Genomic DNA, 16,132 nt, shown 5'->3' with positions numbered 1-16,132 from the left:
TTCAGGCTTTGGCGCGATCCAGCAGGTACTGGGTCAGCAGAGGAACCGGACGGCCAGTGGCGCCCTTGTCCTTGCCGCCGCTGGTCCAGGCAGTGCCGGCGATGTCCAGGTGCGCCCAGTTCAGGTTCTTGGTGAAGCGCGACAGGAAGCAGGCTGCGGTGATGGTGCCGGCTTTCGGGCCACCAATGTTGGCGATGTCGGCAAATGGACTGTCTAGCTGTTCCTGGTACTCATCGAACAGCGGCAGTTGCCAGGCGCGGTCGTCGGCAGCCTTGCCGGCGCTCAGCAGTTGGTCGATCAGTTCGTCATTGTTGCCCAGCAGGCCCGACGTGTGGGAACCCAGGGCGACCACGCAGGCGCCGGTCAGGGTGGCGATGTCGATCACCGCTTGCGGCTTGAAGCGCTCGGAGTAGGTCAGGGCATCACACAGCACCAGACGGCCTTCGGCGTCGGTGTTGAGGATTTCCACGGTCTGGCCGCTCATGGTGGTGACGATGTCGCCCGGTCGCGAAGCAGTGCCGCTCGGCATGTTCTCGGCGCAGGCCAGGATGCACACCAGGTTGATCGGCAGCTTCAGTTCGAGCACGGCGCGCAGGGTGCCGAACACGCTGGCGGCGCCGCCCATGTCGTACTTCATTTCATCCATGCCGGCGCCCGGTTTCAGGCTGATACCGCCGGTGTCGAAGGTGATGCCCTTGCCAACCAGCGCGTATGGTTTCTCGGATTTCTTGCCGCCGTTGTATTGCATGACGATCAGGCGCGGTGGCTGTGCGCTGCCCTGGCCCACGGCATAGAACGAGCCCATGCCCAGCGCCTTGATCTTCTTCTCGTCGAGGACTTCGACTTTCAGGTCCTTGAACTCTTTACCCAGCTCTTTTGCCTGCTCACCGAGGAAGGTCGGGTGGCAGATGTTCGGCGGCAGGTTGCCCAGATCACGGGTGAAGGCCATACCGTTGGCGATGGCGGTGGCGTGGGTCACGGCGCGTTGCACTTCGGCCTGAGCGGCCTTGATGGTCAGCAGGGTGATTTTCTTCAGGGCGCGGGGATCGGCTTTCTGGCTCTTGAACTGCTCGAAGGTGTATTCGCCGTCCACCAGGGTTTCGGCCAGCAGGCGGGTCTTGCCGTAGCTGTCGCGGCCTTTGACGACCACTTCATCCAGGGCCAGCACCGCATCGCTGCCGCCCAGGCCTTTCAGGGTGTTGAGGATACCGGCGATGATTTTGCGGAACGGGCGGTCACCCAGTTCGTCATCCTTGCCCACGCCCACCAGCAGCACACGCTCGGCCTTGAGGTTCGGCAGGCTGTGCAGCAACAGGCTCTGGCCAACCTTGCCGGCCAGGTCGCCGCGCTTGAGCACTGCGCTGATCGCGCCGCCGCTCAGTTCGTCGAGTTGTTTGGCAACAGCGCCGAGCTTGCGGCCTTCGCCGACGGAGACCACGAGAGTGGCGGTCTTCAACGTTTCGGGGTTGACGCTTTTTACAACCAGTTCCATGTCCGGGTCCCTGAATTGATGGTTATCACGCATGCGCCCGACACCTTATGTGCGTCGATTGCCTATAAACAGAAAGGCGCCAGGATCGACCGGCGACAAAGGCCGCAGTTTGAACCTCGCTACCGGCGGCTGACAACCCTCGGTTGTACGATCTTCATGGAATTGACGGCTCCTGTAGGAGCGAGCCCGCTCGCGAAGAACCGGAGACCACCGCGGGGCTTCAGGCTCCCCGCGTTATCGTTAACGACCATCGTCGGAACGCCGCCCGGAGCTCGCTCGCTCCTACACACCCTGCGACCCAATGTATTGCGCAGTGACAGGCGTGCCCAATCACAGGATAATGCGCCATCTTTTTTCGGCGGCTCTGCCTTGCGGGCTGTCCGATACGTTTGCTTGTTTGGCCGCCTTAGCCTGACAACCCTGGAGTGTCTGGTTTGATTGTCTTCCGTTACCTGTCCCGCGAAGTCCTGTTGACCTTGAGCGCCGTCAGCGCCGTGCTGCTGGTCATCATCATGAGCGGTCGTTTCATCAAGTACCTCGCCCAGGCGGCCTCTGGTCTGCTGGATCCGGGTTCGCTGTTCCTGATCATGGGCTTTCGTCTGCCGGGATTCCTCCAGCTGATCCTGCCGCTGGGGCTGTTTCTCGGGATACTGTTGTCCTACGGGCGCCTGTACCTCGAAAGTGAAATGACCGTGCTCTCGGCCACCGGCATGAGCCAGCAGCGGCTGGTTTGGATGACAATGTTTCCGGCCACCCTGGTTGCACTCATCGTGGCGTGGCTGAGCCTGGGCCTGGCGCCACAAGGGGCCAACCAGTTTCAGTTGCTGCTGAACAAGCAGGATGCCCTGACCGAATTCGATACCCTGGAGCCAGGGCGTTTCCAGGCCCTGCGAGACGGTACCCGGGTCACCTACACCGAGCGCATGTCGGATGACCGCGTCAATCTGGGCGGTGTGTTCATCTCGCAAAAAAACATCAGTTCCAATAACAAGGATCGCGGGATTTCTGTCCTGGTGGCGGAAAAGGGGCGTCAGGAAATTCGCCCGGACGGCAACCGCTACCTGATCCTTGATAACGGCTATCGCTATGACGGTAGTCCGGGTCAGGCCGACTACCGGGCGATCAAATACGACGAGTACGGTGTGTTGCTGCCAAAACCGGACGTCAGCGACGAAGTCACCGACCGTGATGCGATGCCGACCAGTGCGTTGGTCGGCAGTGAAGACATTCGTTTGCGCGCCGAATTGCAATGGCGTATGTCACTGCCGTTGCTGGTGTTCATCGTGACCTTGATGGCGGTACCGCTGTCGCGGGTCAACCCGCGTCAGGGCCGGTTCCTCAAGTTGCTGCCGGCGGTTCTTCTTTATATGGCCTACCTGACCATTCTGATTGCCGCCCGCGGTGCCCTGGACAAGGGCAAGATCCCCGCGGCACTGGGCTTGTGGTGGGTGCACGGGATTTTCCTGGCCATCGGCCTGGGCCTGCTCTATTGGGAACCCTTGCGTTTGAAGAGGGCAAGTCGCCGCAGCGCGCTGGAGGTGGCCCGTGGTTAAGCTGGATCGCTACATTGGTAGCAGCGTGTTGATTGCGATTCTGGCGGTGCTCGGGATCATTCTTGGCCTGGCGACACTGTTTGCCTTCATCGACGAGATGAGTGAAGTCACCGATACCTACACCCTGCTCGATGTTCTGAGTTATGTGACGCTGACTGCGCCACGCCGGATGTACGAAATGCTGCCGATGGCCGCGCTGATCGGTTGCCTGATCGGTCTGGGCAGTCTGGCCAGCAACAGTGAACTGACCGTCATGCGCGCCGCCGGTGTGTCGATCGGCCGGATCGTCTGGGCGGTGATGAAACCGATGCTGGTATTGATGCTCGCCGGTGTGCTGGTTGGCGAGTACATCGCGCCGCCTGCCGAAACCGCCGCGCAGGCCAATCGCTCGCTGGCACAGGGCAGCGGCGATGCACAAAGCGCCAAGCACGGCTTGTGGCACCGCCAGGGCGATGAGTTCATTCACGTCAACTCGGTACAACCCAACGGCATCCTGTACGGCGTGACCCGCTACCGTTTCGACAACGAACGGCACATGCTGTCGGCGAGCTTCGCCAAGCGTGCCGAGTTCGACACGGATCACTGGCAGTTGACGGACGTCACGACGACGCTGTTCCACGAGCGCAGCACTGAAGTGGTGTCGACCCCGGTCGAGCGATGGGAAGTAGCCTTGAGTCCGCAATTGCTGAGCACTGTGGTCATGGTGCCGGAATCGCTGTCGATCAGCGGTCTGTGGGGGTATATCCACTATCTGGCGGAGCAGGGGTTGAACAACAGCCGTTATTGGCTGGCATTTTGGGTCAAGGTGTTGCAGCCGCTGGTCACTGCCGCTCTGGTGTTGATGGCGATTTCCTTCATCTTCGGTCCGCTGCGTTCGGTGACCCTGGGTCAACGAGTGTTCACCGGCGTGCTGGTGGGCTTCACTTTCCGCATCGTTCAGGATCTGCTGGGGCCGTCGAGCCAGGTATTCGGCTTCCCACCCTTGCTTTCGGTGCTGGTGCCTGCGGGTATTTGTGCCGTGGCGGGGCTCTGGCTGATGCGCCGGGCAGGCTGACAGCGGGCATTTTCCGACCGCTTTGACGATAAAAAACGCCCTGGTCGCAAGACCGGGGCGTTTTTGTAGGTGCCGTCTGACCTGCGAACGTGACGCTTGCGCCGTGGATCAGGTACAATTCCCGGCTATTTTTCGGCGGGCTATGCCTGCAGCCTTTTTGAGTGTTGATCCGTGAGTGATTTGAGTCATATCCGCAATTTCTCCATCATCGCCCACATTGACCATGGCAAGTCGACGCTGGCCGATCGCTTCATCCAGATGTGTGGCGGCCTGGCCGAGCGCGAAATGGAAGCCCAGGTCCTGGACTCCATGGACCTCGAGCGCGAGCGCGGGATCACCATCAAGGCGCACAGCGTTACTCTGTATTACAAAGCCAAAGACGGTATCAACTACCAGCTCAACTTCATTGATACCCCCGGCCACGTTGACTTCACCTATGAGGTGAGCCGTTCGCTGGCTGCCTGTGAAGGCGCGCTGCTGGTGGTCGATGCCGGTCAAGGTGTTGAAGCGCAGTCGGTTGCCAACTGCTACACGGCGATCGAACAGGGCCTGGAAGTGATGCCGGTGCTGAACAAGATCGACTTGCCACAGGCCGATCCGGACCGCGTGAAGGAAGAAATCGAAAAAATCATCGGCATCGATGCCACCGACGCGGTCACTTGCAGTGCCAAGACCGGTCTGGGCGTCGATGAAGTGCTCGAGCGCCTGGTGGCCACCATTCCGGCGCCGACCGGCAACATCGAAGATCCGCTGCAAGCGTTGATCATCGACTCCTGGTTCGACAACTACCTGGGCGTTGTCTCCCTGGTTCGCGTGCGCCACGGCCGCGTGAAGAAGGGTGACAAGATCCTGGTCAAATCCACCGGCAAGATCCATCTGGTGGACAGCGTCGGCGTGTTCAACCCGAAACACACCCCGACCGTTGACCTGAAGGCCGGTGAAGTGGGCTTCATCATCGCCAGCATCAAGGACATTCACGGTGCGCCAGTGGGCGATACCCTGACCTTGAGTACAACTCCGGACGTCGACGTACTGCCAGGCTTCAAGCGCATTCAGCCGCAGGTATACGCCGGTCTGTTTCCGGTCAGCTCCGACGACTTCGAAGATTTCCGTGAAGCGCTGCAAAAGCTCACCCTCAACGATTCGTCGCTGCAATACACGCCGGAAAGCTCCGACGCCCTGGGCTTCGGCTTCCGTTGCGGCTTCCTCGGCATGCTGCACATGGAAATCATCCAGGAGCGCCTGGAGCGCGAGTACAACCTGGACCTGATCACCACGGCGCCGACGGTAATCTTCGAGCTGCTGCTCAAGACCGGTGAGACGATCTACGTCGATAACCCGTCGAAGCTGCCGGACCTGTCTGCCATCGAAGACATGCGCGAGCCGATCGTGCGCGCCAATATTCTTGTGCCGCAAGAGCACTTGGGCAACGTCATTACCCTGTGCATCGAAAAACGCGGTGTGCAGGTCGACATGCTGTTCCTCGGCTCCCAGGTACAAGTGACCTACGACCTGCCGATGAACGAAGTAGTGCTGGACTTCTTCGATCGTCTGAAATCCACCAGTCGCGGCTATGCTTCTCTGGACTACCATTTCGATCGTTACCAATCGGCCAGCCTGGTGAAACTGGACGTGCTGATCAACGGCGACAAGGTCGACGCCCTGGCGCTGATCGTGCACCGTGACAACTCGCACTACAAAGGTCGCCAGTTGACCGAGAAGATGAAGGATCTGATTCCGCGGCAGATGTTCGACGTGGCAATCCAGGCCGCCATTGGCGGGCAGATTGTGGCGCGGACAACCGTCAAGGCGCTCAGAAAGAACGTATTGGCCAAATGCTACGGTGGTGACGTCAGCCGTAAGAAGAAGCTGCTGGAAAAGCAAAAGGCCGGTAAGAAACGCATGAAGCAAGTCGGCAACGTGGAAATTCCACAGGAAGCCTTCCTTGCAGTGCTCAGGTTGGATAGTTAGGTCCTATGTCGCTAAATTTCCCGCTGTTGCTGGTCATCGCCGTGTTCGTCTGCGGCCTGTTGGCGTTGCTCGATCTGTTGATCCTGGCGCCGCGTCGGCGTGCCGCCATCGCCTCCTATCAGGGCAGCGTCAGCCAGCCTGACATGGTTGTGGTCGAGAAGCTGAACAAAGAGCCGCTGCTGGTTGAATACGGCAAGTCGTTCTTTCCGGTGCTGTTCATCGTGCTGGTGCTGCGTTCGTTCCTGGTGGAACCGTTCCAGATTCCTTCCGGTTCGATGAAGCCAACCCTGGATGTCGGCGACTTCATTCTGGTGAGCAAGTTTTCCTACGGGATCCGCTTGCCGGTGATCGACAAGAAAATCATCGAAGTCGGTGATCCGCAGCGCGGCGATGTCATGGTATTCCGCTACCCGAGCGATCCGAACGTCAACTACATCAAGCGTGTAGTTGGCTTGCCGGGCGACACGGTTCGCTACACCGCGGACAAGCGTCTGTTCGTCAACGGTCAATCGATTGCCGAGCAACTGGTCGGCTCCGAGCCGGGCACGCTGGGCAGCGCTGAGCTCTACAAGGAAAAACTCGGTGCAGCCGAGCACATGATCCGTAAGGAAATGAGCCGCTACCGTGCAATGCCCGACCATTCATGGACCGTGCCTGCCGGGCACTACTTCATGATGGGCGACAACCGCGACAACTCGAACGACAGTCGCTACTGGGATGATCCGAGTATTCCCAAGGATCTGCTGGGCATGGTTCCCGACAAGAATATCGTCGGCAAGGCCTTTGCGGTCTGGATGAGCTGGCCGGAACCAAAACTCAGCCACCTGCCGAATTTCTCGCGGGTTGGCCTGATCAAGTAATCAAACACGGCGCTGTTGAACACAGCGCCGAATGCATTTCTGGAACCGGCACATTTCGGCGCCCGGAAGCATGAAGCCAATGATATTCAGGACGTAATTTTTGAACACAGCGTTAATTGTCCCAAGCCTGCGCCGCATCACGGCGATGGCGGTGGAATCCAGCCACGAACTCAGCGTGGGTAAACCGTGAGCGTCTCCTTAAGCCGTCTAGAGCGTCAGCTCGGCTACACCTTCAAGGATCAGGAACTGATGGTCCTGGCCCTGACTCACCGCAGTTTTGCCGGGCGTAACAACGAACGCCTGGAGTTCCTCGGTGACGCCATTCTCAACTTCGTCGCCGGTGAGGCGCTGTTCGAGCGGTTCCCGCTGGCCCGCGAAGGCCAGTTGTCGCGTTTGCGCGCGCGGCTGGTGAAAGGTGAGACCCTGGCCGTACTGGCTCGTGGTTTCGATCTGGGCGAATACCTGCGCCTGGGTTCCGGTGAACTGAAAAGCGGCGGCTTTCGTCGCGAGTCGATTCTGGCCGATGCCCTGGAAGCGCTGATCGGTGCGATCTACCTCGATGCCGGCATGGAAGTGGCCCGCGAGCGTGTGCTCGCCTGGCTGGCCGGAGAGTTCGAAGGCCTGACGCTGGTCGACACCAACAAAGATCCAAAGACCCGCCTGCAGGAGTTCCTGCAGTCCCGTGGTTGTGAGCTGCCGCGTTACGAAGTGGTGGATATCCAGGGTGAGCCGCATTGCCGGACGTTCTTCGTCGAATGCGAAATCATCTTACTGAATGAAAAAAGCCGAGGTCAGGGTGTGAGTCGTCGTATTGCCGAACAGGTAGCGGCCGCCGCAGCACTGATTGCCCTGGGTGTGGAGAATGGCAATGACTGATACAACCGCAACTCGCTGTGGCTATGTTGCCATCGTCGGCCGTCCGAACGTGGGCAAGTCCACGCTGCTGAACCACATCCTCGGTCAGAAGCTGGCAATCACCTCGCGCAAGCCGCAGACCACCCGTCACAACATGCTCGGTATCAAGACCGAGGGCGACGTGCAGGCGATCTACGTCGACACCCCAGGCATGCACAAGGGCGGCGAAAAGGCCCTGAACCGCTACATGAACAAGACCGCCTCGGCGGCGTTGAAAGACGTCGACGTGGTGATCTTCGTGGTCGACCGCACCAAGTGGACCGAAGAAGACCAGATGGTTCTCGAGCGCGTCCAGTACGTGACCGGCCCACTGATCGTGGCGCTGAACAAGACCGATCGCATCGAAGACAAAGCCGAGCTGATGCCGCACCTGAGCTGGTTGCAGGAGCAGCTGCCGAATGCGCAGATCATGCCGATTTCCGCGCAGCACGGGCACAACCTCGATGCGCTGGAACGAGTGATTGCCGGGCACCTGCCGGAAAACGATCACTTCTTCCCGGAAGACCAGATCACCGACCGCAGCAGCCGCTTCCTCGCCGCTGAACTGGTGCGCGAGAAAATCATGCGCCAGATGGGCGCCGAGCTGCCGTACCAGATCACGGTCGAAATCGAAGAGTTCAAGCAGCAGGGCAAGACCCTGCACATCCATGCCTTGATTCTCGTCGAGCGCGATGGCCAGAAGAAAATCATCATTGGCGACAAGGGCGAGCGCATCAAGCGCATCGGCACCGAAGCGCGCAAGGACATGGAGCTGCTGTTCGACTCCAAGATCATGCTCAACCTGTGGGTCAAGGTTAAGGGTGGCTGGTCCGACGACGAACGTGCGCTGCGTTCGCTGGGTTATGGCGACCTGTAAGACTCGGTTCCTGATACACCAGAGAAACCCTGTGGGAGCGAGCTTGCTCGCGATGAGGACCTGAAATTCAACGTCAATGTTGACTGACAGACCGCAATCGCGAGCAAGCTCGCTCCCACGTTGGTTTTGGGGTGTTTGTAAGATCGTGTTCCTGTCTTGAGAATTCTGATTGCCATGTCCCAAACCCCGCCCATCGCCCAGCCCGCCTACGTCCTGCACTCCCGCGCTTACCGTGAAAACAGCGCGCTGGTGGATTTCCTCACGCCGCAAGGCCGGTTGCGGGCGGTGTTGCGCAGTGCTCGGGGCAAGGCCGGGACGCTGGCGCGGCCGTTCGTGCCATTGGAAGTCGAGTTCCGGGGCAAGGGTGAGCTGAAGAACGTCGGGCGCATGGAAAGTGCCGGTGTTTCCACCTGGCTCAATGGCGAGGCGCTGTTCAGCGGTCTTTACCTTAATGAACTGCTTATTCGTCTGTTGCCCGCTGAAGATCCGCTCCCTTCGGTGTTCGATCATTACGCCGCCACCTTGCTGGCTCTGGCCGAAGGTCGACCTCTGGAGCCCTTGCTGCGCTCCTTCGAGTGGCGCTTGCTCGATGACCTCGGCTACGGATTCTCACTGACTACGGATATCCATGATGAGGCCATCGCCCCCGACGGTCTTTATCGTTTGCAAGTGGATGCGGGACTTGAACGGGTCTACCTGCTGCAACCGGGTTTGTTCAATGGCACTGAACTGCTGGCCATGGCTGATGCCGACTGGAGCGCGCCGGGTGCCTTGTCGGCGGCCAAGCGCTTGATGCGTCAGGCGCTGGCGGTGCATCTCGGGGGCCGACCTTTGGTTTCCCGCGAGTTGTTTCGAAAACCGTAAATTCCCCATGTATGCTGTGCACCGAACTTTCTCTTCTTCTGGAGCGCTTCCGTGACCACCAGCACCCGTATTCTCCTTGGCGTGAACATCGACCACGTTGCCACCCTGCGTCAGGCCCGGGGTACCCGTTACCCGGACCCGGTCAAGGCAGCACTGGACGCGGAAGAGGCGGGCGCTGACGGCATCACCGTGCACCTGCGCGAAGACCGTCGGCACATCCAGGAGCGCGACGTTCTGCTGCTCAAGGACGTGCTGCAAACCCGCATGAACTTCGAAATGGGCGTCACCGAAGAAATGATGCAGTTCGCCGAGCGCATCCGCCCGGCGCACATTTGCCTGGTGCCGGAAACCCGTCAGGAGCTGACCACCGAAGGTGGCCTGGATGTGGCGGGGCAGGAAGCGCGGATCAAGGCCGCGGTCGAGCGCCTGTCGAAGATCGGCTCCGAAGTGTCGCTGTTCATCGATGCCGACGAGCGTCAGATCGAAGCCTCCCGCCGTGTCGGCGCGCCGGCCATCGAACTGCACACCGGGCGTTATGCCGATGCCGAGACGCCAACCGAAGTCGCTGAAGAACTCAAGCGTGTCGCCGATGGCGTGGCCTTCGGCCTGGCCCAGGGGCTGATCGTCAATGCCGGCCATGGCCTGCACTATCACAACGTTGAAGCCGTGGCGGCGATCAAGGGCATCAACGAGCTGAACATCGGCCATGCACTGGTGGCCCACGCGCTGTTCGTTGGGTTCAAGTCGGCTGTTTCGGAGATGAAGGCGCTGATTCTGGCGGCGGCTGCCAAGGCTTAAAAACCGACACAAAACCCTGTGGGAGCGAGCTTGCTCGCGATAGCGGTCTGACAGACACAATTGATGTGACTGAAAGGGCCTCATCGCGAGCAAGCTCGCTCCCACATTTGTTCGGTGGTGGCTGTCAGAGCGGCGAAGGCTCCTGCGCCGGCTTGGTCTTGTCGATCCCCGGCACCAGCAGTTTGCCCTCGGCGACCTGGTCGCCTTCAAGCTGCGGCTGTGTAACCCAGGTCAGGATGTCGTAGTAGCGACGGATGTTCGCCACGAAATGCACCGGTTCGCCGCCACGGGCGTAGCCGTAACGGGTTTTGCTGTACCACTTCTTTTCCGACAGGCGCGGCAGGATCTTTTTCACATCCAGCCATTTGTTCGGGTTCAACCCTTCCCTGGCCGCCAGTTTGCGTGCGTCATCCAGGTGGCCGCTGCCGACGTTGTAGGCCGCCAGGGCAAACCAGGTACGGTCGGGTTCCTGAATCGAATCGTCGAGCTGGTCCTTCATGTAGGCCAGGTACTTGGCTCCGCCCATGATGCTTTGTTTCGGATCGAGGCGATTGGACACGCCCATGGCCTGCGCGGTGTTCTGGGTCAGCATCATCAGGCCGCGCACGCCGGTCTTGGACGTGACGGCCGCTTGCCACAACGACTCCTGGTACCCGATGGCCGCCAACAGGCGCCAGTCGACTTTCTCTTTCTTGGCGTACGCCTTGAAGTGCTGTTCGTACTTGGGCAGGCGTTGCTGCAAGTGTTGGGCAAACGTGGTGGCGCCCATGTAGCCGAGGACGTCGACATGCCCGTAGTAGCGGTCCTTGAGGCGTTGCAGGGTGCCGTTTTTCTTGACCTTGTCGAGGTAATCGTTGATTTCGTTGAGCAGGCTGTTGTCGTCGCCCGGCGCGACGGCCCAGCTCTGGTTGCTGGCGTCACCGAGGTCGAAGGCGACCCGGATGTTGGTGAAGTACACCTGATTCATTGCCACTTCGTTGGAGTCGACCAGCGTCAGGTCGATCTGACCTTCATCCACCATGCGCAGGAGATCGACGACCTCGACTGCGTCAGACTCTTCGTATTCGATGCCAGGAAACTTCTGTTTCAACTGCGCCAGTTGTTCGGCGTGGGTGCTGCCCTTGAGCACCATGATCTTCTTGCCCACCAGGTCCTTCGCATCGGTTGGTCGTGACTGGCCGTTGCGGTAGATGATCTGCGGGGTGACTTCCAGGTAGGAGTGGGAGAAGCGCACCTGCTTTTTGCGTTCGTCGCTGCTGACCAGGCCGGCAGCCGCCAGCACCGGACCGTTGGGCTTGCCGACCTGGTTGAACAGGTCATCGAGGTTGTCGGCGGTCTCGATCTTGAGCTCGACCCCCAGATCGTCGGCGAAGCGCTTCACCAGCTCGTATTCGAAGCCGGTTTCACCATTGCGATCCTGAAAGTAGGTGGCGGGGCTGTTTCGGGTAACCACCCGCAGCACACCATCCTCCTTTACGCGCTCGAGCGTGTTGGGTTTATCAACACAGCCACCGAGCATCAGGAAGAGTCCGGTTGCGATCAGCCATTTGGCGTACCGCGGACGTAAAGCCGTTGGGAAAAACATCTGCGCAGTATACGCAAAGGACCACGGGCGCCATATCTCGACAGTGAAGGGCTAGTCTGCTAGAGATCACAAATCCGGCCGAAACCCCGCAGGAACGGGCCTTGTCTGCATTCTGTTACAGTAAAAATAAGCTGTCGTCACATGCCTGGTTAACCTGACTTTCGAGGCAGAAACACAGATCGACACCCGAGTGCAACCGTGCGTAGCGTTTCGGGTGCTGTCGCGGGCTGTTTAGGCTAGAATGCACGGCCTCAAAGCACACCCCTTCCCGAGGCTGTCCCGAAGATGTTGATCCTGCGCGGCGCTCCTGCCCTTTCTGCCTTTCGCCACAGCAAGCTCCTTGAGCAACTGAGCCAGAAGGTTCCGGCTGTCAGCGGCCTGTATGCTGAATTCGCTCACTTCGCCGAAGTTACTGGCGTCCTGACCGGCGACGAACAGCAGGTGCTTGCGCGCCTTCTGAAGTACGGTCCAAGCGTTCCGGTACAAGAACCGACCGGTCGTCTGTTTCTGGTGCTGCCGCGTTTCGGCACCATCTCGCCGTGGTCGAGCAAGGCCAGCGACATCGCCCGCAACTGCGGCCTGGCGAAAATCCAGCGCCTGGAGCGCGGCATCGCGTTCTATGTGGCCGGCCAGTTCAGCGACGCTGAAGCCCAGCTTATTGCTGACGGGCTGCACGACCGCATGACCCAGATCGTCCTGGGCAACCTCGAACAGGCTGCCGGCCTGTTCAGCCACGCCGAACCGAAACCCCTGACCGCCATCGACGTGCTGGGTGGCGGCCGCGCCGCGCTGGAAAAAGCCAACACCGAGCTGGGCCTGGCCCTGGCCGAAGACGAGATCGACTACCTGGTCAATGCCTTCGTGGGCTTGAAGCGCAACCCGCACGACATCGAACTGATGATGTTCGCCCAGGCGAACTCCGAGCACTGCCGTCACAAGATCTTCAACGCCAGTTGGGACATCGACGGCCAGAGCCAGGAAAAAAGCCTGTTCGGCATGATCAAGAACACCTATCAGATGCACAGCGAAGGTGTCCTGTCGGCTTATAAGGACAACGCTTCGGTGATCGTCGGCTCCGTGGCCGGCCGCTTCTTCCCGGACCCTGAAACCCGCCAGTACGGCGCGGTGCAGGAACCGGTGCACATCCTGATGAAGGTTGAAACCCATAACCACCCGACCGCGATTGCTCCGTTCCCGGGCGCGTCCACCGGTTCCGGTGGCGAAATCCGCGACGAAGGCGCCACCGGTCGTGGTGCCAAGCCGAAGGCCGGCCTGACCGGTTTCACCGTGTCGAACCTGCAGATCCCGGGCTTCGAACAGCCGTGGGAAGTGCCATACGGCAAGCCGGAGCGCATCGTTACCGCGCTGGACATCATGATCGAAGGCCCATTGGGCGGCGCCGCGTTCAACAACGAATTCGGTCGTCCGGCCCTGACCGGCTACTTCCGTACCTTCGAACAGTCGATCACCACGCCACACGGTGACGAAGTTCGCGGCTACCACAAGCCGATCATGCTGGCTGGCGGCATGGGCAACATCCGTGAAGAACACGTCAAGAAAGGCGAGATCCTCGTTGGCTCCAAGCTGATCGTGCTCGGCGGCCCGGCGATGCTGATCGGCCTGGGCGGCGGTGCAGCTTCCTCCATGGCCACCGGCACCAGCTCGGCGGATCTGGACTTCGCTTCGGTACAACGTGAAAACCCGGAAATGGAACGCCGTTGCCAGGAAGTCATCGACCGTTGCTGGCAACTGGGCGACAAGAACCCGATCAGCTTCATCCACGACGTGGGTGCGGGCGGTCTGTCCAACGCCTTCCCTGAACTGGTCAACGACGGCGACCGCGGTGGCCGTTTCGAACTGCGCAACATTCCAAACGACGAGCCGGGCATGGCCCCGCACGAAATCTGGTCCAACGAATCCCAGGAACGTTACGTTCTGGCCGTAGGCCCGGCGGATTTCGAACGCTTCAAGGCGATCTGCGAACGTGAGCGTTGCCCGTTTGCCGTCGTCGGCGAAGCCACTGCCGAACCACAGCTGACTGTCACCGACAGCCATTTCGGCAACAGCCCGGTGGACATGCCACTGGAAGTGTTGCTGGGCAAGGCGCCGCGCATGCACCGTTCGGTGGTTCGTGAAGCAGAACTGGGCGATGACTTCGATCCGTCGACCCTGAACATTGCCGACTGCGTCGAGCGCGTCCTGCATCACCCGGCCGTGGCGAGCAAGAGCTTCCTGATCACCATCGGCGACCGCACCATCACCGGCCTCGTGGCCCGTGACCAGATGGTCGGCCCGTGGCAGGTGCCGGTGGCCGACGTTGCCGTCACCGCCACCAGCTTCGACGTCTACACCGGTGAAGCCATGGCCATGGGCGAGCGTACTCCGCTGGCGCTGCTGGACGCTCCTGCGTCGGGCCGCATGGCCATCGGCGAAACCCTGACCAACATCGCGGCTTCGCGCATCGGCAAGATCTCCGACATCAAGCTGTCGGCGAACTGGATGTCCGCTGCCGGTCACCCGGGCGAAGACGCGCGTCTGTACGACACCGTGAAAGCGGTCGGCATGGAACTCTGCCCTGAGCTGGGCATCACCATTCCGGTGGGCAAGGACTCGATGTCCATGGCCACGCGCTGGAACGATGAAGGCGTGGACAAGTCCGTCACTTCGCCGATGTCCCTGATCGTGACCGGTTTCGCGCCAGTGACTGACATCCGTCAGACCCTGACCCCGCAACTGCGCATGGACAAGGGCACCACCGACCTGATCCTGATCGACCTGGGCCGTGGTCAGAACCGCATGGGCGCTTCGATCCTCGCGCAGGTTCACGGCAAACTCGGCAAGCAGGCTCCGGACGTCGATGACGCCGAAGACCTCAAGGCCTTCTTCGCCGTGATCCAGGGCCTCAACGCCGACGGTCACCTGCTGGCTTACCACGACCGTTCCGACGGTGGTCTGCTGACCTCCGTCGTCGAAATGGCCTTCGCCGGTCACTGCGGCCTGAGCCTGAACCTCGACAGCCTGGCAGATTCCTCCGCCGACATCGCTGCGATCCTGTTCAACGAAGAACTGGGTGCCGTGATCCAGGTTCGCCAGGACGCCACCCCGGACATCCTCGCGCAGTTCAGCGCTGCCGGCCTGGGCGATTGCGTGTCGGTGATCGGCCAGCCAATCAACAATGGCGAGATCGGCATCACCTTCAACGGTGACACCGTGTTCGAAGGCCAGCGTCGTCTGCTGCAACGCCAGTGGGCCGAGACCAGCTACCAGATCCAGCGTCTGCGTGACAACGCCGACTGCGCCGAGCAAGAGTTCGACGTGCTGCTGGAAGAAGACAACCCGGGCCTGAGCGTCAAGCTGAGCTACGACATCAACCAGGACATCGCCGCGCCTTACATCAAGAAAGGCATTCGCCCACAGGTTGCCGTACTGCGTGAGCAGGGCGTCAACGGTCAGGTGGAAATGGCGGCTGCGTTCGACCGCGCCGGTTTCAACGCGATCGACGTGCACATGAGCGACATTCTGGCCGGCCGTGTCGACCTGAACGAGTTCAAGGGCATGGTCGCTTGCGGTGGTTTCTCTTACGGCGACGTATTGGGTGCCGGTGAAGGCTGGGCGAAATCCGCGCTGTTCAACAGCCGCGCCCGCGATGCGTTCCAGGGTTTCTTCGAGCGCAACGACAGCTTCACCCTCGGCGTGTGCAACGGTTGCCAGATGATGTCCAACCTGCACGAGCTGATCCCGGGCAGCGAGTTCTGGCCGCACTTCGTGCGCAACCGTTCCGAGCAGTTCGAAGCCCGTGTTGCCATGGTGCAGATCCAGGAGTCGAACTCGATCTTCCTGCAGGGCATGGCCGGTTCGCGCATGCCGATCGCCATCGCCCACGGTGAAGGTCATGCCGAGTTCGCCAGCGAAGAAGCACTGCTGGAAGCCGATCTGTCGGGTTGCGTGGCGATGCGTTTCGTCGACAACCACGGCAAGGTCACCGAAAGCTACCCGGCCAACCCGAACGGCTCGCCGCGCGGGATCACCGGCCTGACCAGCCGCGACGGTCGCGTAACCATCATGATGCCGCACCCGGAGCGTGTGTTCCGCGCCGTGCAGAACTCGTGGCGTTCCGATGACTGGAACGAAGATGCACCGTTGATGCGCATGTTCCGTAATGCTCGCGTGTGGGTGAACTAAGC

General features: G+C 60.6%; 11 protein-coding genes. 9 read left to right on the top strand and 2 right to left on the bottom strand.

Features of this window, described 5'->3' with window-relative positions:
- Position 1: 1 nt before the first annotated feature.
- Complete coding sequence (locus AB4Z35_RS01280; protein WP_442095907.1) at positions 2–1,492, bottom strand: leucyl aminopeptidase; 1,491 nt, start codon at positions 1,490–1,492, stop codon at positions 2–4.
- Positions 1,493–1,926: 434 nt separating this feature from the next.
- On the opposite strand from AB4Z35_RS01280, the gene lptF reads away from it, so the two are divergent.
- The 8 genes from lptF (at position 1,927) to pdxJ (ending at position 10,363) form a co-directional block, all read left to right on the top strand.
- Positions 1,927–3,045, top strand: coding sequence for an LPS export ABC transporter permease LptF (lptF, locus tag AB4Z35_RS01275; RefSeq protein ID WP_442095754.1), 1,119 nt, complete (start codon positions 1,927–1,929; stop codon positions 3,043–3,045).
- A complete protein-coding gene (gene lptG, locus AB4Z35_RS01270) occupies positions 3,038–4,099 on the top strand; it encodes an LPS export ABC transporter permease LptG (protein WP_442095753.1) in 1,062 nt (353 codons plus the stop codon). The genes lptF and lptG overlap by 8 nt, the downstream gene beginning before the upstream one ends.
- A gap of 171 nt (positions 4,100–4,270) precedes the next feature.
- Complete coding sequence (gene lepA / locus AB4Z35_RS01265; RefSeq protein ID WP_108228031.1) at positions 4,271–6,070, top strand: translation elongation factor 4; 1,800 nt, start codon at positions 4,271–4,273, stop codon at positions 6,068–6,070.
- Between the two features lie 5 nt (positions 6,071–6,075).
- Positions 6,076–6,930, top strand: a complete 855-nt coding sequence (gene lepB / locus AB4Z35_RS01260) for a signal peptidase I (protein WP_007994848.1) — start codon at positions 6,076–6,078, stop codon at positions 6,928–6,930.
- Positions 6,931–7,116: 186 nt separating this feature from the next.
- Positions 7,117–7,806, top strand: coding sequence for a ribonuclease III (gene rnc, locus AB4Z35_RS01255; protein WP_007973960.1), 690 nt, complete (start codon positions 7,117–7,119; stop codon positions 7,804–7,806).
- Positions 7,799–8,701, top strand: a complete 903-nt coding sequence (gene era, locus AB4Z35_RS01250; protein WP_007994846.1) for a GTPase Era — start codon at positions 7,799–7,801, stop codon at positions 8,699–8,701. The genes rnc and era overlap by 8 nt, the downstream gene beginning before the upstream one ends.
- Before the next feature lie 174 nt (positions 8,702–8,875).
- Positions 8,876–9,565, top strand: a complete 690-nt coding sequence (recO, locus tag AB4Z35_RS01245; protein WP_442095752.1) for a DNA repair protein RecO — start codon at positions 8,876–8,878, stop codon at positions 9,563–9,565.
- A gap of 51 nt (positions 9,566–9,616) precedes the next feature.
- On the top strand, positions 9,617–10,363 hold the full coding sequence (gene pdxJ, locus AB4Z35_RS01240) for a pyridoxine 5'-phosphate synthase (protein WP_008053219.1): 747 nt from the start codon (positions 9,617–9,619) through the stop codon (positions 10,361–10,363).
- 124 nt (positions 10,364–10,487) lie between these two features.
- Here pdxJ and mltF read toward each other — a convergent pair whose 3' ends face one another.
- Positions 10,488–11,948, bottom strand: coding sequence for a membrane-bound lytic murein transglycosylase MltF (gene mltF / locus AB4Z35_RS01235; RefSeq protein WP_442095751.1), 1,461 nt, complete (start codon positions 11,946–11,948; stop codon positions 10,488–10,490).
- 285 nt (positions 11,949–12,233) lie between these two features.
- Between mltF and purL the strand changes: the two genes are divergently transcribed.
- Positions 12,234–16,130 carry a phosphoribosylformylglycinamidine synthase gene (gene purL / locus AB4Z35_RS01230; protein ID WP_442095750.1) on the top strand — a complete coding sequence of 1,299 codons (3,897 nt, stop codon included), beginning with the start codon at positions 12,234–12,236 and terminating at the stop codon, positions 16,128–16,130.
- Positions 16,131–16,132 lie beyond the last annotated feature (2 nt).

It is taken from the genome of Pseudomonas sp. KB_15 (assembly GCF_052114525.1).
Taxonomy (GTDB): Bacteria; Pseudomonadota; Gammaproteobacteria; order Pseudomonadales; family Pseudomonadaceae; genus Aquipseudomonas.
Note: the sequence above shows the minus strand (reverse complement) of the source record. Positions and strands in the feature narration are given on the sequence as shown.

Coding starts and splice junctions, on each gene's coding strand:
- AB4Z35_RS01280 (WP_442095907.1), bottom strand. CDS start 1,492: ATGGAACTGGTTGTAAAAAGCGTCAACCCCGAAACGTTGAAGACCGCC.
- lepB (WP_007994848.1), top strand. CDS start 6,076: ATGTCGCTAAATTTCCCGCTGTTGCTGGTCATCGCCGTGTTCGTCTGC.
- era (WP_007994846.1), top strand. CDS start 7,799: ATGACTGATACAACCGCAACTCGCTGTGGCTATGTTGCCATCGTCGGC.
- recO (WP_442095752.1), top strand. CDS start 8,876: ATGTCCCAAACCCCGCCCATCGCCCAGCCCGCCTACGTCCTGCACTCC.
- mltF (WP_442095751.1), bottom strand. CDS start 11,948: ATGTTTTTCCCAACGGCTTTACGTCCGCGGTACGCCAAATGGCTGATC.
- purL (WP_442095750.1), top strand. CDS start 12,234: ATGTTGATCCTGCGCGGCGCTCCTGCCCTTTCTGCCTTTCGCCACAGC.